The organism is Streptococcus suis, assembly GCF_024509555.1.
Classification (GTDB): Bacteria; Bacillota; Bacilli; order Lactobacillales; family Streptococcaceae; genus Streptococcus; species Streptococcus suis_AD.
Window position 1 is genome coordinate 1 of the sequence record NZ_JAMWEL010000028.1, and the last position, 21901, is coordinate 21901.

General features: G+C 40.6%; 6 protein-coding genes. 2 read left to right on the forward strand and 4 right to left on the reverse strand.

All coding sequences use genetic code 11. The features are described 5' to 3' along the window. Positions 1-203 precede the first annotated feature (203 nt). The 3 genes from NF418_RS09645 to uvrB all read right to left on the reverse strand — a co-directional run bounded on the left by NF418_RS09645 (position 204) and on the right by uvrB (position 17862). The gene (locus tag NF418_RS09645) at positions 204-6806 is read right to left on the reverse strand and encodes a ZmpA/ZmpB/ZmpC family metallo-endopeptidase (RefSeq protein ID WP_256779457.1); all 6603 of its coding nucleotides are present in this window, start codon (positions 6804-6806) and stop codon (positions 204-206) included. Between the two features lie 442 nt (positions 6807-7248). Next, positions 7249-15351: a G5 domain-containing protein gene (locus tag NF418_RS09650; protein WP_256779458.1), complete on the reverse strand. Its 8103-nt coding sequence runs from the start codon at positions 15349-15351 to the stop codon at positions 7249-7251. A gap of 525 nt (positions 15352-15876) precedes the next feature. Further along, positions 15877-17862 (reverse strand): excinuclease ABC subunit UvrB, encoded by a 1986-nt coding sequence (gene uvrB, locus NF418_RS09655; protein WP_256779460.1) that lies wholly within the window; start codon positions 17860-17862, stop codon positions 15877-15879. Between the two features lie 196 nt (positions 17863-18058). Here uvrB and NF418_RS09660 point away from each other — a divergent pair, with 196 nt between their 5' ends. Both NF418_RS09660 and NF418_RS09665 read left to right on the forward strand, forming a co-directional pair. Next, complete coding sequence (locus tag NF418_RS09660) at positions 18059-20263, forward strand: ABC transporter substrate-binding protein/permease (protein WP_256779461.1); 2205 nt, start codon at positions 18059-18061, stop codon at positions 20261-20263. After that, entirely contained in the window at positions 20263-21003 is a 741-nt protein-coding gene (locus NF418_RS09665) for an amino acid ABC transporter ATP-binding protein (RefSeq protein ID WP_172082213.1), read from the forward strand. The genes NF418_RS09660 and NF418_RS09665 overlap by 1 nt, the downstream gene beginning before the upstream one ends. A gap of 55 nt (positions 21004-21058) precedes the next feature. Here the strand turns inward: NF418_RS09665 and NF418_RS09670 are convergent, their stop codons facing one another. After that, positions 21059-21550 (reverse strand): GNAT family N-acetyltransferase, encoded by a 492-nt coding sequence (locus NF418_RS09670; protein WP_256779462.1) that lies wholly within the window; start codon positions 21548-21550, stop codon positions 21059-21061. Positions 21551-21901 lie beyond the last annotated feature (351 nt).

A 21901-nucleotide genomic window follows, 5' to 3' on the forward strand; every position in this document is an offset into this window, starting at 1 on the left:
AAGGAGGTGCTGGAGGCTTATTTGCCATGGAAGGAAAAAATTAAGAGAGCATGTAAATAGAAAAAGGTTCCAGAGTCAATAGGACTTTGGAGCCTTTTCAATATACTTTGTTATTGGGCGGTTACAAAATATATTGATATGTTAACATATTGTGTTTTGCGATATAAAGGAGCCAACTTACATTGACTCCTTTTCCGTTTAGTTTAATTGAAAATCGATGTTCTGAAATCATTTGTAGAGTTCATCAAGGCTTGATAAACTTTTACTTTGAGCGCATGAACACGACTATTGTTTAGGTTGAGGCTGTTAGCTTGGATATCTGCGTCCATAGCTTCTTTCATCAAGTTTTGCAACTGTTCAAAGCTAGTAACAGTAACTTCCTTGGTTGAATCAGCAACACCTAATTCGTATTGCATGGTGAATGGTTTGAGCTTGCCGTCTGCTACTTTTTCCAAACGTTCAGCAAACATTGCTTTCTTGAAGTCAGCCCATGTAGCATATTGACCTTGGTAGATATTTTCAAGTACATGGTCGTCAGTTATCAAACCAGTATCCTTCTTGTTCCATGTATCATAAATAATAGAACCCTTAGACATTGCATAATCTGATAGTTGACCTGAAGTATACGGTACAAAGCCATCTGTGTAACCCTTATCAGCAATCAATTCATAAGCCATACGGCGGAACATAATATCCCCTGGTGAACCGTTTGAGTTAGAAAGGGCTGAGAAGTTAGCAGCAAACATTGGTACGCTGACATAACTATTTCGATCCCACTTCTTGCTTGTGTTGGTCGTGTTATTGACATACTGACGTTGAACGATAATGTCTTGGTCAATCAAGTCATTAAAGGTCTTCAAACTTGCAACTTCGGCATCTGTCAATGCACGCGCTGAGTTACCAGCATGGGTATTGGCACCATTATTTTGAATGTAATAGTTTTCAATCTTACGCAACCATGCTTTCTTGTCTGCATCCGATTGATTCAAAATGTTGATACCTTCTAGGTAATCTAGCAAGTAAAGCACATCAAATTGGTTATGGTAGTACTCATTGAAATCATCTTCGCTGTTGAAACGTGCAACTGGGTCTCCGACATGGACACGGTTGACATCATCGCTATTATAGACTGCGTTGAATCCAAGGTTCATCTCAGTGACATTGAAGACGTTTTGCAGAAGACCTTGGGCGTAGAGTTCGTTACCTTGACCAATACGGCGACCATAGCCTTTCAGATAAATATCACCATCTTGGTTGTGGACCATTTCGTGGGTATAAAGGGCTGTGCCATAATCTGTCAGCATATCGTAAGTGATATAGTAGGTTTCACTTCCATCCGCATAGGCAGTCTTAATAGATGGATGCTCACGATACCACTTGTTGATCGGACCGTAGAAATCTTGGATAGCATCAACATCGGCTGTCAAATTGCGATAAGACTTCGTGCCATCTTTACCGTACATGACGTAACCTTCGTTATTTAGGACAGATCTGAAGAGCTTGTCACGGTTGGTTTCATCCAAAATCTTGTACCAGAAGTCCGCGTTGTCTCGTTGGCGTTCAGCAGCCAAATCAACCATCTGACGAACCTTATCACGATTTTCCACTGTCGAATAATCATCTACATAGTGCTCGTATGAACCAATCGCGATGGTATTCATGTTGGTAATGATAAAGATATTTTCTTGTGGCAAGGTCAAAAGTGGCAAGAGCATGTGGTTGTACTTCCAAGTAGGGTTGGATACAGTATCATTGACAATCTTGCTGTAGGCACCCACATTGTACTTGCTATATGTATCTGTCGTTTCTTGTTTAGCAGCTACTTCTGGAATCAAGGACTTACCTTCAACAACATAAGCTTTGGTTGTTTGCTTGAACCATTCATTGTTGGTCATTTCTGGCAAGAAGAGCTGACGATAATCTTCCAGCATATCGAAAAGCTTGGTCTGATTATTTTGTTTGCCAATGATTGACGCAAAGGTTGTTACGTTGTTATGCGCACGAAGGACATCATAACCACCATTACCAATTGCGAGAATCATATCAAGAGCAGACGCTGCATCATTACCGAAGAAATCCGGTTCAAAGATGGTCAAGTCTTTGGTGTTCATCTCTCCGAAATTGATGTCGTACCAACGGTTCAAGTAGGTCAAACCGAGCACAAAGGCTTCTTTGTTGTTGGTGATTTTCTCTTTGATGTAGTCTTCAGAAGCCTTGCCTTGACCATTTAGACTAGCTACTAAAATCTTACGAACGTTGCTTTCTAGGTTGGCCATCACTTGGTCATAGCTGTCACCAAAGTAGAAATCTTTAGCTGTACCAGTCTGAGTATCGGCATTCAAGGTCGTTGGATATTTGATAACCGCCTTCATAGCATCTGAATCAAGGACTACTGTTGACAAACTACTTACCAAGTCAGCAACAAGGGCACTTCTGTCATTCAAGAATGATTCTGGCGTGTAAATCAAGTCTGTACCTGAAATAGTGTACTCAACAACGTGATTGTTCTTGAAGTCTTCTAGATAAGAAACTGTCTTGTAGTCCACAGTGCCATCAGCATAATGAAGCATAATCTTATTGATATTGGCCTTCTCAGCGTAGACATCTGCAACAACATCCTTATCCTTCATTGGTACAACATCAAGCAGGCGAACGGTATTTAGCTTATCGTCTGTCGCAATCTTATTTCCATAGTAGACAAGAAGTTCCTTGTTGTAGAATGGAAGGATTTTCTCCATGTTGTAGTAGGCGATTTCATGGTCAGCCTGAGCCTTATCCACGGTTAGATAATCTACTGAATATTGATTGAGATTAAGCGAAACAGAATCATCAATTGTCGCTTGAATAGCCATAGCTTCTACTTTGGCTTGTGCATCTTCATCAGAGATAACAGTAACATTGGTCAAACTATCAGTTGTTGTAGTGAAACCGTCTTTAATCTTTCCAGTTGGATTTGCTGGTTGACCGATAATGCTTGTCGTACCAGTCATATCGCTGATAACATTGTTAACGTTACCGCTATATGGAGCAAGGGCACCCGTAACCTGGTTGGCACCGGCAATACCGCCGACGATACCACCTGTTTCTGTCGTCACAATGGAACCAGTTGCGTAAGAATTATAGACACTTCCTGGTACATCGTAGACAAGCATAGTACGACCAACGATACCACCAGCTACTTGGTTTTCTGTACCTGGGAGAGTAATAGTTGCATCAACCTTGGCATTTCCAACACTTGCCATCGTACCGTTACCCAAGATACCACCAGTTAGACTTGCATCGGTTCCGGTTACTTCGATACTACCCTTGAAGGATACATCTTTAATAGTAGCATTTGTTGCAGATTGAACTAAACCAGATACGTTTTGCGGTCCTTTAAGTGACGCTTCTACTGCTACGTTCGTGATAGTTGCATTGTTGGCATTAATCGCAATTGTAGCAAGTGGGTTCTTAGATGTTGTATTTAGACTGGCATTCTTGATATCCAAGTTTTGAACCTTACCACTAAGATTAAAGAACAATGGTGCCTTCAAGTTGCTGATTGAGAAGGCGTAACCGTCATTTACTCCATCCAAAGTACCACTAAATCCAGTCACATAAGATGGAATATCTCCAACAGGGACTTCACTTGCGTCCAAATGTGCACCTAATTTGAAAGTGCCACTTGGATTTGCTTTCATAGCGTCGAGCAAAGTTTTGAAGGATGTGTAGGTATTAGCATCAGTCACCATCTTAGGAATGTAGAATTCACGGTTGGCAACGTATTGGGCATCCTTATCTTGCACCAATTCATTAAATGATGAAACCAACTTAAAGACTGTTTTGCCATTCAAGGTAGTTTCTTCAACGCTAGAAACTGGAAGATAGACTTCTTTGAAGCGATCTGAGGTTACTTTTATGAATAATTCATCAGTAGATGTTGGTAGTTCTTCTAAGAATTCTTGGCCGATGTAGCTACCATTTTTGCGACGGTATACAGTCACTGCATCAATATCTTTGACTTCAATCTTTTTGTAGACCAAATCAAATTTTCGCATGCTTTCAATAATGGCTTCTTGCTCCGAACTTTGTTCTTGTTCATCTAGGGTATAGAATATCTTGGTCTTCACAGTATAGTCTGTGTAGAAGTCGAGATTTTCTAGGGTAATCTGACCATTTGGATTGTCAATAGCTTGCTCTTTAATCAAAGCACCTGTATTGTCATATAAGAGTGCAACTGCTCTGAGGAAATTAGATGTTTCATCTGTCAACTTGTAGCTGACTGTTGCTGATTTTGCATCATCATTTTCTACCAAATCAGTGATAATTACTTGTGGTACTTTCTCAACTTTTGTACCACGCGCAATCACTTCATTTACCGGTTGTTTGGTAATTTCTTCGGTAACTGTCGGATTTTCCTGACGAACGCCCTTGATGGTCTGGTAAGTGGTCGTTACTGTCTTAGAACCATTTACTCCGGTAGTCACAACCTTTGTCTTACCAACTAAGAGTGTTGGATCGTCTACGTATTCTGTCTCAAATGGTATTTCAACTGTTTCTGGTACTGACTCTGTTCCTTCGATTGGTTTTGTACCTTTGAGAACTTCCTTAGTCGTTGGCTCTTCTGTAACTTTTTCTGTCACAGTTGGATTTGGCTGGCGAACGCCTTTGATAGTTTGGTAGGTGGTGGTAATTTCTTTCGTTCCTGCCTTACCTTCAACAACGACTTGTTCTTCATCGGTATACAAATCAGCAGATTCCGTAACCTTGGTTTCAAATGGAACTTCAACGGTTTCGGTGACTGAATCTGTTCCTTCGATTGGTTTTGTACCTTTGAGAACTTCCTTAGTCGTTGGCTCTTCTGTAACTTTTTCTGTCACAGTTGGATTTGGCTGGCGAACACCGTCGATTGTTACATAGGTTGTTGTGATGTCTTTGCTACCATTTTTACCTTCGGTAACAACCTTTTCTTCGCCAACATAGAGGTCAGATGAATCTGTTGTCTTGGTTTCAAATGGGATGTCAACCGTTTCTTTTACAACCTCTGTTCCCTCAACTGGAGTTGGAGTAACAGCTTTCGTACCACGTGCAACTACTTGAGTCACTGGCTGAGTCGTTACATTTTCAGTGACTGTAGGATTTGGTTGGCGAACGCCATTAATAAGGGTGTAAGTTGTTGTAATCGTTGCTTGACCGTTTTGACCTGCAGTAATGATTTTTTCTTCACCTACTGGCAAAGTCGCATCATCTTGGTAGCTAACCTCAAACGGAATCACTTTAGTTGATGTTTCAGTCTCAGTTGTCACCGTGTCAGCTTTCTTTGTACCAACACGTACGATTTCAGTCACTGGCGAACTTGTTACAGAGCTTGAAACTTGCTCAGATTTAATCAAAACACCATCAGCATAGAAATTCTTGATAACAGTCGTCTGAACTCCGGCTTTACCAACTTGATCTACATTTCGAGTCCCCTCCGCCAAGGTATCATCATAGATTACCTGACTTTCAAAGGGAATCGACTCCGTATTTGACGTTGTATCTTCTGTCAAAACAAGTTCTGGTACTTCATGGGTTGGTGCCGTATCTGGAACAACCGTAATAGCTGAGTCTTCTGCTGGCTTGGTACCAATTTTGACGATTTGATTTACTGGTGACTGAGTAACAGTTTCAGAAAGAACCTCTGACTTAATCAGTACTCCATCAGCAAAAGTCTTCTTGGTTTCAATAGTCTTTTGACCAGGTTGACCAGTTTGGACTGTCTGTCTAGTCCCTACTGGCAAACTTGCATCATACACTTCTTCTGATACAAATGCAATAGATTCTGTATGAGATGTTACTTCCTCAGTAATCGCAAGTGCAGGGATTTCATGGGTCGGTGCCGTATCTGGAACAACTGTGATTGCTGAGTCTTCAGCCTTTTTGGTTCCAATTTCAATGATTTTTGGAGTAGCCGTTTTAGTAATTTCTGACGAAACTTCCTCTTCTTTAAGAACCTGACCTTCAACAATTGTTTGTTTAATTGTAATAGTCCGCTCACCATTTTGACCTTCTTGAACAACTTTTTCTGTTCCCTCAGCCAAATCTGGATTTTCTACAGTTTGAGTTTCAAACGCGATAACTTCCGATTTCGTTACTGTTTTTTCAGAAATTTCTGCAGTCGGAACTTGATGGCTAGGAGCTGAATCTGGAACTTCAGTTACTAACTGTTCAACCGGCTTTTCCTCTCCTGCTGGAAACTCTTCTACCGCCTTGCTATCTTTAAAATAGCCCACATAGACATAACCGTCGATTTCAGCTGGCGCTGGCAAGGCCTGACCTGCTGATCTTTCCACCGCATGGTTGAATTGAGCCAAAATGTGACTAGTCAAGGCTGAGCTAGTTGGGGCCAAGAAACTTGCTCCCGTTGCTGCAAGAATGATGACACCCGCAAGTTCTTTCTTACCTTTTTTACCCAACTTAACGGCTACAACTAGAAGAGATAGACCTGCAAGAGCCATCGCACCTGTTTCTAAAACACCTGTCTTAGGCAATATTTTTAAATTTGTGCCTGTAGTTGTCTGGCTCGTCATTACTGGACGATAAACCAAATAATAGTTCGCATCCGTTGCTTGAGCCAAACCTGGCAGGTCTCGAATAATCAATTCTTTTTCTGCATCTGTCAACTCTTGCTCAGTTACATAAGTATAATTAATAGACTGGGCACTAACAGACGGAGCCGCAGCAATTGAACCTGCAAAAAATAGACTCGCAACAGTTGCAGAGACAAGCCCTACTGAAAGTTTGCGAAAAGCAAAACGCTCATGTTTCTCACCAAAAAACTTTTTCATTTTCAAAATAAATTTAACTTTATCTCCTTATTTAATAATATCCATTATAGCGACAAAATGCTGTTCAGACAACTGTTTTATCTTGCTAATTTGGTATCATTCGGGAAATATTACAAATAAGGCACAAACTAAAGCTCTTTGACTTGGTCCTAAAGTTCACGATTCTTTTTGATAGGTTTATTCATGGTTTACCTCCTGTTTTTGTGCATGAAAAAAACACTTAGAAATCCAGGTGCTTTGAAATACTAAGGATTGACATCTAAAGTCAACTGATTATCAAGCATACCATCACCTCATCTTTAGTATAGCAAAAAAAGCCATCATACGATGACTTTTTCAGTGGGCTCCGAAGTTCGTCCTCTCTAGGTGTTAGCTTTTCGTCTACCCACTACAGTTGACAAAGAGCCATAAAAGGAGCCTAATTTTCGGCTCCTTTAATATTTTACGGGTTAAAAATTGAATTTCTGAATTCATCAGTTGAACGCAAGAGTTCACTATAGACCTTTCTCTTCAGACTATGAACCCAACTTGTATTCACATTTGAAGTCGCTTGATCTAAACGTTTCATATCCTCTTTAACCGCAGCTTTCATCAGATTTTCCAAATCCTGATAAGAATTTATGGTCACTGTATTCGTTGAATTCGGCTTATCAAGTTCATACACAATCGTAATCGGCTTCAATTTTGTCAATTGATCGATTCGTTCTTTATACATATCCTTCTTGAATTCAGACCAAGTTGCATATTTGTTATCAAAGACATGTTGTAGTACAACTGTATCATTAACAATTCCATTTGGTGATTCTGACTTCAATTGATTGCTTACGTATGGAATGAATCCTTCATCATATCCTTTAGCGGCTAAGAGTTCATAGGCCATGCGTCTAAACATCAAATCTCCAGGTGCTCCAGTCAGATTATCCAAAGCAGAATAGATTGGTGACAATAAGAATGTATAATAGTAGCCATTTCTAGCCAATTTCTCATTGTCAGAATACTGTCTGCGGTTCATGATGCTTTGATCAATTAAATCATCAAAAGTTACCAGATTAGCCACTTCCTCATCAGTCAATGGACGAATTTGGTTCCCAGCATGAACACCATCGTAATAGTTTTCAATCTTTCTAAACCATGCTTTCTTGACAGCGGCATCTTGTTGTAAAACAACACTACCTTCTAAATAATCCAGCATGTAGATAGCATCAAACATGTGATGTGCATAGGTATTCAAATCTTCTTGACTGTTAAAGCGTTCGACTGGATTGTACGGATGAACACGAATGAGGGAATCTTTCTTATCCAACTCAGTATACAAGGTATTGAGAGCAATGATATTATCCTCAGTATTACTTACGTTTTGCAAGAAACCACGCGCGTAGAGCTCTGGCCCTTGTCCAGTTCTCCTACCAAATCCATAGAAGAATGTATTAGAATCCAGGTTATGAACCATTTCATGCGTATAAGTAGAACTTCCGCCCTTATCCAACATCAAATAAGCTACGAAGTGGGTTTCTGACCCATTTGCATAGGCAGCCGTTCCATTATTGCCATACCATTTTGCAATCGGACCAAAGAAATCTTGAATTGCTGCATTACTGCTTGACAAATTATGCCATACTCTTGTTCCGTTTTCATCAAACAAGCCAAAACCATCTGTGTTCATGTAGGCACCAAACATCTTGTCTTTATTTTCATCATTTAATGTTTTGTACCAGAAGTCAGTATGGTCACGTTGCCAAATGGCTGCTTGATTAATGATTGCAATGACTTCTTCCCGTTTTTCTGGATGATTTATCAGATCTCTGTATCGACTAAAAGCACCGAAGCCTATCGTATTCATATTGGAAATAATATAAATATCTTCGTTTTCCATAGTTAACAGAGGCAAGAGCATCTGACGGTATCTCCAAGTCGGATTTGTAATCTTGTCATATACCTCGACAGCATACTTACTATGTTTAGTAGCTGTATTTTGTTTTTCCAATGCTTCTGGAACTTGAGATTTCATCTCGACAATGTATGCTTTTGTGTTGTCCTTGAACCATTGATTATCCGTTTTATTTGGTGAAAATACCTTACGATAAGATTCAACTAAGTCAAATACAGTTGATTTTCCAGTCATTTCTGCTAAATGGGAAGAATAGAGTTCCACATTATTTTTAGGTCTTAAAGCTTCATAACCAGCTTGACCAATTGAAATAATGGCATCCAATGTTGAAGCGGAATGATTTCCAAAGAAATCCATATTGAACAAGGTTAAATCTTTTGTATTCAATGTATCATAATTGATATCATACCATCTGTCTAGGTAAGACAAGCCTAGCAAGAATGCTTCTTTATTATTTGCAATCTTATTCTCGAAGTAAGTTTCAACACTCTGACCTTGACCATTCATTGTAGCCGTTAAAACCTTACGGAGATAGCCAGAAAGATTGTCTTTAATGCGATTGAAACTTGACTTGAAGTACATATCCTTGATGTCATTTGTCGTTTGATTCGCTGCCTGAGCAGGTGGATTGAGCTGTTTCAACAATGCTTCTGATTCATAAGTAATCGGAGACAATAGTGTAACAAGCCGGTTTACCATAGCATCATTTTGATTGACAAAACTTTCAGGAGTATACGGAATGTGCATACCTGCAATATCATATTCGATGATATGATTATTCTTGAAATCTTCAGCGTAAGCAACTGGTTTGTAGTCAACCGTTCCATCTTCAAAATACAACATGATTTTGTTGATAGTCGCCTTATCTGCTATCAAATCAGCAACTACTGCATTATCCTTCATTGGAACGACATCAACAAGTTTAATTTGATTTAACTTATCAGTAGTGGCAATCTTATTTCCATAATAAACAAGCAATTCCTTGTTGTAGAATGGTAAGATCTTCTCCATGTTTAAGTATGCCACAGTATGGTCCGCTTTTGCATCAGTTACATTCCTGTAATCAACTGAGTATGCATTCAAGTCTTTGTAATCAGAGTCAGTCAGTTTAGCAGTGATTGCCATATTTGACAATTTACTTTCTGCTTGTTGAGCAGTTATCTGAGTATTATTTTCACCTGCGATAGTTGAAAAAGCATTGCTTAACTTAGTCTCAGCGTCAAAGACTTGACCAATAACTGGTTGACCGCCTGTCACCTGAACTTGACTGACCAGATTGTCAAAGCTACCATAATTCCAACCCCTATCATTGGTTCCGACCATGCCACCAACTTTTTGGCTTGTACCAAGGTTGGTAACACTACCAGTTGCATAGGCATTTTTAAGGTTGATTTCATTTCCACTTTGCCAACCTGTCACACGACCAGCAATTGCACCTGCTGCCTGATTGTTTTCACCAAGAATAGAGATGTTCACATCTGCTTTAACATCTGTGATATATGAACCAGGGTTCATACCGACAATACCGCCTACGTATGACTCACCTCTTCCATAAGAATCTAATTTACCCTGGAAACTTGCATTTGACAAACGTGATTGGTAATCCAGTTTGTAGACAATCCCTCCGAGATTCCGTTGAGCTCTTAGATTTCCTTGAACTGCTACATCCGAAATAGTTGAATAGGCTGTTTCATTTGCCAAACTTCCTAAATCGCGATGCAAGGCAGAACTAATTTGAACATTTTTTAGATCAATGCCAGAGATGGTCGCATGTCCAATCTTTGCAAAGAGTGGCGCTTTCAAGTTATGGATAGCATATTTATTTCCATTTGATTCACCAAGCAAAGTCCCTTGGAAGGTATCGGTCATATAAGCTTTCACATCCCCTACCTGAACTTCATCAGCATAGAGATTAGCACCGAGTTTAAAGGTTCCTGTCGGGTTAGCCTTCATAGCATCCAATAGTGAAGTAAAATCAGTATAGACTCCATTTTCCTTGGTCACTTTAGGTATATAAAAGACTTTCTGTTGATTGAATCCGGTTCCATTATCTTCAACTAATTGATCGAAAGTGCTAGTTAATTCATAAACTGGCTGTCCGTCCTTGGTCGTTTCCCTAACTGATGAAATCGGAAGATAGATATCCTTAAATCGATCAGAAGTAACTTTTACAAATAAATCATCAGGGTTGGTTGGCTCTTCATCAAGTATATAAGCAGAAGTATATTCCCCATTTTTACGACGGTAGACCGTTACGGCGTCAATATCCTTCACTTCAATTTTCTTATAAACCAGATCAAATTCACGCAAGCTTTCTTGGATGGCATTATGCTCAACGCTATCCAAAGTGTAGAAGACTTTTGTTTTTAAGGTGTAATCTGTATAGAAATCAAGATTTGTAAATTCCATATTTCCATTTGCATCTGTGATTTCTTTTTCTTCTACCAGTTGATCTCCCTTGTACAACAGAGCAATTGCACGTAGGTAATTATCCGTTGGATTGTCTAGTTTATAACTCGCTGTCGCTGACCTATTGTCTTCATTTTTATCTAGGCCTATGATTGTTACTGTTGGAATTTTCTCGACTTTTGTACCTCGGCGAACAACCTTGTCTTCTGGATGATCTACTAGCTCTTCAATAGAAAGCGGTGGATTTTGACGAACACCTCGAATGGTTTGATAGATGGTGGTGATAGTTTTTAATCCATCTTTCCCCTCTTTATCAACAACAGTTTTACCTTCTAACATGGTTGGATCATCGATATACTTTGTTTCAAAAGGTAATACTTCCGTTTTAACATCCTTTTCAATCGCTGTAACAGGCTTGGTGCCACGAAGAATTTCTCTAGCGATTGGCTCAACCAAGATTTTTTCGGTGACTGTTGGATTCGGTTGGCGGATACCCTTGATTGTTTGATAGGTCGTGATGATTTCTTTCGATCCAAACTTTCCTTGTTCAACAATTTTTACTTCACCAGAATAGAGTTCGTTGGTATCAATACGCTTGGTTTCATACGGAACTACAACTCTACGCACCACTACATCTGTTCCTTCAACTGGTTTAGTGCCCTTGAGAACTTGTTTGGATACTGGTTCTGTCAAAACTTTTTCTGTGACTGTTGGATTCGGTTGGCGAACGCCCTTGATAGTTTGATAGGTTGTTGTGATTTCTTTGGAGCCAACTTTACCTTCTACCTGAACACGTTCTTCGCCAACATAAAGATCAGCACTTGGGATCTCCTTGGTTTCAAAGGCAATTTCTTCCCTACGCTTGTCAACTTCGGTACCTTCAACTGGCTTGGTCCCTTTGAGAACTTGTTTGGATACTGGCTCTGTCAAAACTTTCTCTGTGACAGTTGGATTAGGTTGGCGAACGCCCTTGATAGTCTGGTAAGTCGTTGTAATTTCCTTGGAGCCTAATTTGCCCTCTACTTGAACACGTTCTTCGCCAACATAAAGGTCAGCACTTGGAATTTCCTTTGTTTCAAAGGCGATTTCTTCCGTACGTTTGTCAACTTCGGTACTCTCAACTGGCTTGGTACCCTTGAGAACTTGTTTGGATACTGGTTCTGTTAGAACTTTTTCAGTAACAGTTGGATTCGGTTGGCGAACGCCCTTGATGGTTTGATAGGTTGTTGTAATTTCCTTGGAGCCGACTTTACCTTCTACTTGAACTCGTTCTTCACCAACGTAAAGATCAGCGCTTGGAATTTCCTTTGTTTCAAAGGCTATTTCTTCCCTACGCTTGTCAACTTCGGTACCCTCAACTGGTTTGGTACCCTTGAGAACTTGTTTGGATACTGGTTCTGTTAGAACTTTTTCAGTAACAGTTGGGTTCGATTGGCGGACGCCCTTGATAGTTTGATAGGTTGTTGTAATTTCCTTGGAGCCGACTTTGCCCTCTACTTGAACTCGTTCTTCACCGACGTAAAGGTCAGCACTTGGAATTTCCTGAGTTTCGAAGGCGATTTCCTCCGTGCGCTTGTCAACTTCAGTACCCTCCACTGGCTTGGTGCCTTTGAGAAGCTGTTTGGCAACTGGCTCTGTCAAAACCTTTTCTGTGACAGTTGGATTAGGTTGGCGGACACCCTTGATAGTTTGATAAGTTGTTGTGATTTCCTTCGAACCGACTTTACCTTCTACTTGAACTCGTTCTTCGCCAACATAAAGATCAGCACTTGGAATTTCCTTTGTTTCGAAGGCGATTTCTTCCGTGCGCTTGTCAACTTCAGTCCCCTCAACTGGTTTTGTACCCTTAAGAACTTGTTTGGCAACTGGCTCTGTCAAAACTCTCTCTGTGACAATTGGATTAGGTTGGCGGACGCCCTCGATAGTTTGATAGGTTGTTGTGATTTCCTTGGAGCCAACTTTACCTTCAACTCGCACTTGTTCCTCACCAAGATACAAACTATCCGTTTCTCTCACTACAATATCATAAGGAATCTCTTCCGTTCTTGTCTCAGTATCTGTCTTTTCTTCAATAACTTTAGTACCACGAGCTACAATTTGTGAAATCGGCTGCTTGGTAATTTCTTCTGATACCGTTGGATTGGCCTGACGGACACCGTTTATGAGTGTATAGGTAGTAGTGACCGTTTTTTGACCCTCGACCCCTTGAGATTGAACTTGTTCTTGTCCAAGAGGGAGACTCGGATCTTCGATATACTTGGTTTCATATGGAACAGAAACAACCGTTTGTTCCACTTCATTTGTTATCTGGTCTGGTGATTTCGACCCCACACCAACTATTTCAGCAACTGGCTCATTCACTATATCGGACAACAGCTCTGATTGAATCAAGACCCCATCAGCATAGATCAATTTGGTCTGAATAGTACGACTCCCTGCTTGACCAATTTGCCTAACTTGTCTAGTTCCAACTGCCAAATTCGGATCAGCCACTTCTTGTGTCGCAAATGGAATCGCTTCAGAGTTCGTCACAACTTCTTCTGTTAATTGTACGGTTGGTAATTCAACAGTTGGAGCCGTGTTTGGTACTTCCGTAACAATTTCAGTCGAAGACTCACTTTCATCGGTATTTTCTGGTTGAGGAACTGGTTCCGGAATAGGTTCTGGTTCTGGCATTGGACTAGCCGGTTTTGTACCAATATGTATAATTTGGGGAATTGCAGCTTGTACAGACTCGGAAACAATTTCTGATTTTAGTAGAATGCCTCCTGCATAAGTAAGCTTGCTTTCTATCACTCTTTGGCCAGCCTGTCCAATTTGTACAGTCTGTCTAACACCTTCTGCTAAGTTTGCATCATAAACTTCCTGAGTTTCAAATGGAATACTCTCCACATGACTGGCGATTTCTTCTGAAATCTCGATAGAAGGCACTTGATGTGTCGGAGCCGAATCAGGTACTTCTGTCACAAGCGTTTCGTCAGATTTTTTTGTTCCAATTTCAATAACTCTTGGAATTGCAGCTTTTGTTATCTCAGAAGAAATTTCTTCTTCCTTCAAAACTTGCCCATCCACAATCGTTTGCTGGATCGTAATGGTTTGAATGCCATTTGCGCCTTCTTGGGCGACACGAGTTTCTCCCTCAACCAGGGCAGCATTCTCGATTTCATGGGTTTCGAATGGAATATCCTTTGTTTTAGTAATATTTTTGGTTTCAATTGGTAGAGTCGGCAAATCGATTGAATTGGACAAATTCATGTCTGAATCTTTTGTACCAATCATTGTGATTTCTTCAACAGGCTCACTAACAACTTTCGCTGACAGTTTCTCCGTCTTAACTAATTGACCATTAACGTAAGTTTGCTTTGATTCAATTGCTTGCTTTCCTACCTGACCAACTTGTGTAACTTTTTGCTCACCAGCCATCAATGCACTTGAATATATTGTGACTTTTTCAAATGGAATATCTTCATTTTCCGTTACAAACTTCTCACTAATTTTTGCTTCAGGCAATGAATGGGTAGGAGCAGTGTCAGGTTTCTCTGTGATTACAGGCACCTCAGCAGTTTGGTCAACCTCTTCCTTACTTTCCTTTAAGTAACCTACATAAACATACCCTTCAATATCATTTGGTACAGGCAAGGATTGACCTTCAGCGATTTCAATGGCATGGTTAAATTTCGCTAATATTTGACTAGAAATAGCATGACTAGTTGGAGCTAGAAAGCTTGCGCCCGTCGCTGTTAGCAAGATAACACTTGCCAATTCCTTCTTACCTTTTTTACTAACTTTAACTGCAAGGACAAGTGTGAAAATACCGGCCATTCCTAACAGTAGGTTATCAAATACACCTGTTTTGGGTAAGCTATGCGGACTAGCTTGTGCCTTCTCGACGCTTTTTTGAACTAATGGAGTAATAATAGACTGATTAGTTTCAATAAGACCCGATGAAGCTATCGAATCGTCCTCTGTTTGCCAAATCGTTGATGGCAAAACAGGTTTATATACCAAATAATAGGTGGCATCCGTTTTCTCTACTTTACCTGGTACATCGTAAACAATTGCGTTTTTTTCTTGATCCGTTAATTCTTGTTCTGTGACATAGGTCAACTGAATAGACTGAGCCCCAACTCCTTGAGCTGTTGCAATTGATGTCATAAAAAATAGACTTGCAACAGTAGCAGAGACAAGTCCTACAGATAGTTTACGAAATGAAAAACGTTGTTGCTTTTCATTAATATTCTTTTTCATTTTCACTAACCCCCTAATTAGTAATTTCATTATATAATGAATAGATACACCTTGCAAAGATTTAGTTTAAGTTTTCTGAAATTGTTCGTAAGTAAAAGATAATATATCAACTTTTTTCAATGCAACATTCATGTTTTCAGTCAATAATCTGAAAATATTTAGAATTATCCTTGAAAATTGTTCGTTTTTTACACAAAAATCTTTACTATGTTTTATCAGGATAGTAATATGACAAACGAATACGGTCTATTTGATTACGAATTTTATAGTGATAGGATTTAGCGTTGCCACATTGCGCCTTTTGACTTCCCAAACTAAGTGAAAATGACATGCAATTCAAATTTCATTTCCATCAGTAGAGCAACTAGGCTGTATTTAGAAATCTTCACTTCTGTTCCTTTTCTGAAAGACAATGATAAAGACAATTTCATTCATTTACACTACCTGTTTTGATATAAAAGTTATAATAGTGAATTCAAACAAAAAAACGATTTGGAATTTTAGTCCAAATCGCAAATTTCATACTTACATATTCTTCAACTCGATGACCATGTCGCGAATCTGAGCTGCCAGTTCAAAGTCAAGCACTTCTGCAGCTTCCTGCATTTGACCTTCCAGTTTCTTAATCATAGCCTTGCGTTCATCTTTATTAAGAGCGTTGAAGTCCACCACTTCTTCCTTATCCTGAGTAACAGCCTTGGTTACGCTAATCAGGTCACGGATTTCCTTCTTAATAGTCTGTGGAATGATTCCATGCTCTTCATTATAAGCCAACTGGATTTGACGGCGGCGGGCTGTTTCGTCCATGGCCTTCCGCATAGATTCGGTGACCTTGTCCGCATACATAATCACATGCCCCTCAGAGTTACGGGCCGCACGACCGATTGTCTGGATTAGTCCACGCTCATTACGAAGGAAACCTTCCTTATCCGCGTCTAAGATAGCGACCAGACTAACTTCTGGCACGTCAATCCCTTCACGCAAGAGGTTAATCCCTATCAAGACATCAAAGACACCCAAACGCAAATCGCGAATAATCTCTGTCCGCTCCAAGGTCTTGATGTCCGAGTGCATATACTTGACCTTGACGCCCATTTCTTTCAGGTAGTCAGTCAAGTCCTCTGCCATTTTCTTGGTCAGGGTAGTGATAAAGGTTCGCTCGCCTTTGTCAACTCGGGTATTGATTTCGCCCAAGAGGTCGTCCATTTGGCCCATGGTTGGACGGACTTCCACTTCTGGATCCAAAAGCCCTGTCGGCCGAATAATCTGCTCGACAACGGTCTCTGTCTGCTCCATTTCATAGTCACCCGGCGTCGCAGAGACATAGACAATCTGGTGGACATGGCTCTCAAATTCTTCCCTGCGCAGCGGACGGTTGTCCAGTGCACTCGGGAGACGGAAACCATAGTTGACCAACATCTCCTTGCGTGAGCGGTCACCATTGTACATGCCCTTAATCTGCCCCATAGTCATGTGGCTCTCGTCAATCATAATCAGGTAGTCTTCAGGGAAAAAGTCCAGCAGGGTGTAGGGGGGCTCGCCCTCGCTTCGCCCGTCCATGTGTCGTGAATAGTTCTCAACTCCGTTGGTGTAACCCATTTCCCGAAGCATCTCGATGTCGTAGTCGGTTCGTTGTTTCAATCGCTGAGCTTCTAGGAGTTTTCCTTCTGTTTCAAAGACCTTGAGCTGCTCTTCTAGTTCCGCCTGAATCTTGGCAATGGCCGTTTCCATGTGGTCATCGTTGGTCACGAAGTGGGTGGCAGGGAAAATGGCCAAGTGATCCACATCGCCCAAAACCTTGCCTGTCAGGCTTTCAATCTCACGAATGCGGTCGATTTCATCCCCGAAAAACTCCACACGAAAGGCATGTTCGTCACGGGAAGCTGGGAAAATCTCCACCACATCGCCACGTACACGGAAGCGTCCCCGTTGGAAGTCGATGTCGTTCCGCTCAAACTGGATATCCACCAAGGCATTGAGCAACTGATCACGGGAAATCTCCTGACCTGGTCGCAGGCTGACCACGCTGTCAGAATATTCCTTGGGCGAACCCAAACCGTAGATACAGGAAACCGAAGCTACAACAATAACATCGTTTCGCTCCAGCAGGGCTGAGGTCGCTGAGTGACGGAGCTTGTCAATCTCATCATTGACCGAACTATCCTTTTCGATATAGGTGTCGCTGGACGGAACATAGGCTTCTGGCTGGTAGTAATCGTAGTAAGATACGAAGTATTCGACCGCATTTTCTGGGAAGAATTCCTTGAACTCACTGTAGAGCTGACCAGCTAGGGTCTTGTTGTGGGCGATAACCAGAGTGGGCTTATTGACACGGGCAATGACCTGACTCATGGTGTAGGTTTTACCAGTACCCGTCGCCCCCATGAGAATCTGGGCTTTTTCGCCCCCTTCGATGTTATCAACCAAGGTTTCAATGGCTTGGGGCTGGTCACCAGACGGTGAATATTTGGACACTAATTTAAATTGGTTTTCAGTATTTCGATTGATCATAGTTCTATTTTATCATAATTCATATTGATGGAAAAATATTCAATATGAATTACAAAATTGTTAAGAATATTAAATTTTCTAATAATTTAATGACTTGACATGTCACAAAACCTAACATTGCCACTTGCTCTATTTTGCATTAATTTGCAATTTATGGTATACTGGGAAAGTTATTTTTAATAGAAGGAGTATGAAAATGAAGAAAAAACTACTCATGTTATTGACAAGCTTATTGTCAGTATTCTTTATTTTTACTGGTGTCAAGGCCGATGATACGATTGATATCGTATTCGACAATGCCTATGCACCATTTGAGTTTAAAGACTCAGACCAAGTTTATAAAGGTTTAGATGTTGATATCATCAATGAAGTCATCAAGCGTTCTGGTTGGAATGTAAACCAATCCTTCCCTGGTTTTGATGCCGCTGTCAATGCTGTTCAGTCAGGTTCTGCAGATGCTTTGATGGCAGGTACAACCATTACTGAGGCTCGTAAGAAAGTCTTTACCTTCTCTGACCCATATTTTGACACAAAAATTGTAGTCGCTACAACAAAGTCAAATACCATTTCTTTATACGAAGACTTAAAAGGTAAAACTGTCGGAGTTAAAAACGGAACTGCTGCCCAAGCCTTTCTTGAAGAAAACAAAGACAAATACGGCTTTAGTATTAAAACTTTTGATACAGGCGATTTGATGTATAATAGCCTTTCTGCTGGTGCTGTCGATGCAGTCATGGATGATGAAGCTGTTATTCAATATGCTATTCAACAAGGTCAAGACCTTAGCATTGACATCGCTGGTGAAGCCATTGGTTCATTTGGTTTCTCAGTAAAAAAAGGTAGCCAATACGAATATCTAGTTGAAGATTTCAACAAAGCTCTTGCTGCCATGAAGGAAGACGGGACCTATGATCAAATCATGGCAAAATGGTTAGGTTCATCTACCGCTTCTGCTGAAACAACTGACTACTCTTCACGCCTTAGCTTGACTGGTAGTGCCACTACAAAAGCAACACCTGTAAAAGCAATCTATACAATCGTTGCGGATTCTTCATTTGCCCCATTTGAATACCAAGATGAAAACGGCAACTATGTCGGCATTGACATGGAATTGATTAAGGCTATCGCTGAAAACCAAGGCTTTACGATTACCATCCAAAACCCTGGCTTTGATGCTGCATTAAACGCTGTTCAGGCTGGACAAGCCGATGCGGTTATCGCAGGTATGTCTATCACCGATGCTCGTAAAGAGATTTTTGATTTCTCAGATGCCTATTATTCATCAAATATCTTGCTTGCTGTTAAAAATGGTAGCGACATTTCTTCATATGAAGATTTGAAGGGCAAAACAGTAGGTGCTAAAAACGGTACTGCATCTTATACGTTCTTAGAAAGCAATAAAGATAAGTACGGTTATACATTAAAAGCTTTTGACGAAGCTTCAGGTATGTATGATAGTTTGAACTCTGGTTCAATTGATGCATTAATGGATGACGAAGCTGTTCTTTTATATGCTATCCAACAAGGTCGCGACTTCGTAACTCCAATCCCAGGAGAAAAATCTGGTGAATATGGATTTGCAGTTAAAAAAGGTACAAATCCTGAATTGATTGAAATGTTCAACAATGGCTTAGCTGCACTTGTAGAATCAGGAGAATATGACGAAATCCTTAACAAATACTTCAATGAATCAGAAACTTCTGAAACTTCAACAACAACTTCTACAGTAGATGAGACTACGATTATCGGACTCTTGAAAAACAACTACGGTCAATTGCTCTCTGGTCTTGGCATTACAATCGGACTTGCACTTCTATCTTTCGCGATTGCCATTGTTATTGGTATTATCTTCGGTATGTTTGCAGTCAGCCCAGTAAAAGCTCTCCGTGTGACTGCATCTGTGTTTGTTGATGTGGTTCGTGGTATTCCTTTGATGATTGTAGCTGCCTTCATCTTCTGGGGTATTCCTAACTTAATCGAATCTATCACAGGTCAGCAATCTCCAATCAACGACTTCGTCGCTGGTACCATTGCCCTGTCCCTCAACTCTGGTGCTTATATCGCTGAGATTGTTCGAGGTGGTATTCAAGCCGTTCCTGCTGGTCAAATGGAAGCCTCACGCAGTTTGGGTATTTCCTACGGTACAACCATGCGCAAGATTATCTTGCCACAGGCTGGTAAAATCATGTTGCCAAACTTCATTAACCAATTCGTTATCACTTTGAAAGATACAACTATCATCTCTGCGATTGGTTTGGTGGAGCTCTTCCAAGCAGGTAAAATTATTATCGCTCGTAACTATCAGTCCTTCCGTATGTACGCAATCCTTGCCATTATCTACTTGGTAGTTATCACTCTCTTGACGCGCTTGGCTCGTAATCTTGAAAAAGGAGGCAAATAATGGCTCAATTGAAAATTAACGTCCATGACTTGCACAAGTATTATGGAAAAAACGAAGTATTGAAAGGCATTACCGCTAAATTCTATGAAGGCGATGTTGTGTGTATCATCGGTCCTTCTGGTTCAGGAAAATCAACCTTCCTTCGTACTATGAACTTGTTAGAGACTATTACAAGTGGTCAGGTAACGGTAGATGGATATGATTTGACAGATCCCAAGACAGACGTCGATGCCTTCCGTGCCAATGTCGGCATGGTATTCCAACACTTCAATCTCTTCCCTCATATGTCTGTACTTGACAATATCACATTTGCGCCAATCGAACACAAATTGATGGACAAGTCTGAAGCTGAAAAAGTTGGTATGGAGTTGTTGGAAAAAGTTGGATTAGCTGATAAACGTGATGCTATGCCAGATAGCCTGTCTGGTGGTCAAAAGCAACGTGTTGCTATCGCTCGTGCGCTGGCAATGAATCCAGACATCATGCTCTTTGACGAACCAACTTCTGCCCTTGACCCTGAAATGGTTGGCGATGTACTCAACGTTATGAAAGACTTGGCCGAGCAAGGTATGACCATGTTAATCGTCACACACGAGATGGGCTTTGCCCGCAAGGTTGCTAACCGTGTTATCTTTACGGATGGTGGTCAATTCCTTGAAGATGGCACACCTGAACAAATCTTTGACAACCCACAACATCCACGTCTCAAAGACTTCCTAGATAAAGTATTGAACGTGTAGATATGCAAAAAGCCTTTGACTAACAGTAAAGGCTTTTTTTGCATCTCACAATGTTTTATAAATTCTTTTTATAGGACCAACCTTTCTTTGTCTTTTCAACAGCTTCAAAGCCACATTTCTCAAATAGTTTACGGGAGCCCGTATTCCAGTCATATATTTCTTCTACAAGTATTTCCTCAAGACCCACTTCCCTTGCACGCTCAATCATTCGATGTAACACCTTAGTCCCGATTCCCTTTTTCCAATACCGCTTGTCTCCAATGGCAATGGCAAAATCATCTTTAAAAAGAGTCACATCACCAATTGGGATAAACTGATCGTCTTCAAAAATTTCAATAAAGTAACATTCGCCATTTTTAGACAAATAATCATACATACGATTGAGCAAGTCAAGACTATAACGTTCTTGATCACCATCAATCAGCCAGACCAATTCTAGATCTTGGTGCCATTCAAAAGCAAAATCATGAATCCCATCATATCTACGAAGCCGAATCTGATTGTCAATTTCTAATACTGCCACCTGCTCTACTCCTTCGATCGCCATGAATATCTCCTTACTAGTTCATCTCAGTAGGTCAATTTTATCACAAATCTGAATAGATGAGAATAGCCATTCCTATTCATCTCGTAAGGCAAACATCAAAGAGGCTGGGCAAAAAGCCCAACCTCGCTTCTCAGGGGTCGTGTAAACATCTCAGCGCAGTGGTTGATTGGCAGATTTGTTCGTGTTTTACACTCCAAATCTGACCTAATCAACTGTGCGGGGGCGGGAAGACGAACTCTTTTTCTACCATTTGTCAAGTTCATCAAGGTATTTGACGAAAAATATTTTGAGTTCAATAGTCAAAATAAGGAAATTGTTTTCTTTTGGACTAAATTTTAGTGTAAAAAGTGC

Coding starts and splice junctions, on each gene's coding strand:
- NF418_RS09660 (WP_256779461.1), top strand. CDS start 18,059: ATGAAGAAAAAACTACTCATGTTATTGACAAGCTTATTGTCAGTATTC.
- NF418_RS09665 (WP_172082213.1), top strand. CDS start 20,263: ATGGCTCAATTGAAAATTAACGTCCATGACTTGCACAAGTATTATGGA.
- NF418_RS09645 (WP_256779457.1), bottom strand. CDS start 6,806: ATGAAAAAGTTTTTTGGTGAGAAACATGAGCGTTTTGCTTTTCGCAAA.
- uvrB (WP_256779460.1), bottom strand. CDS start 17,862: ATGATCAATCGAAATACTGAAAACCAATTTAAATTAGTGTCCAAATAT.
- NF418_RS09650 (WP_256779458.1), bottom strand. CDS start 15,351: ATGAAAAAGAATATTAATGAAAAGCAACAACGTTTTTCATTTCGTAAA.
- NF418_RS09670 (WP_256779462.1), bottom strand. CDS start 21,550: ATGGCGATCGAAGGAGTAGAGCAGGTGGCAGTATTAGAAATTGACAAT.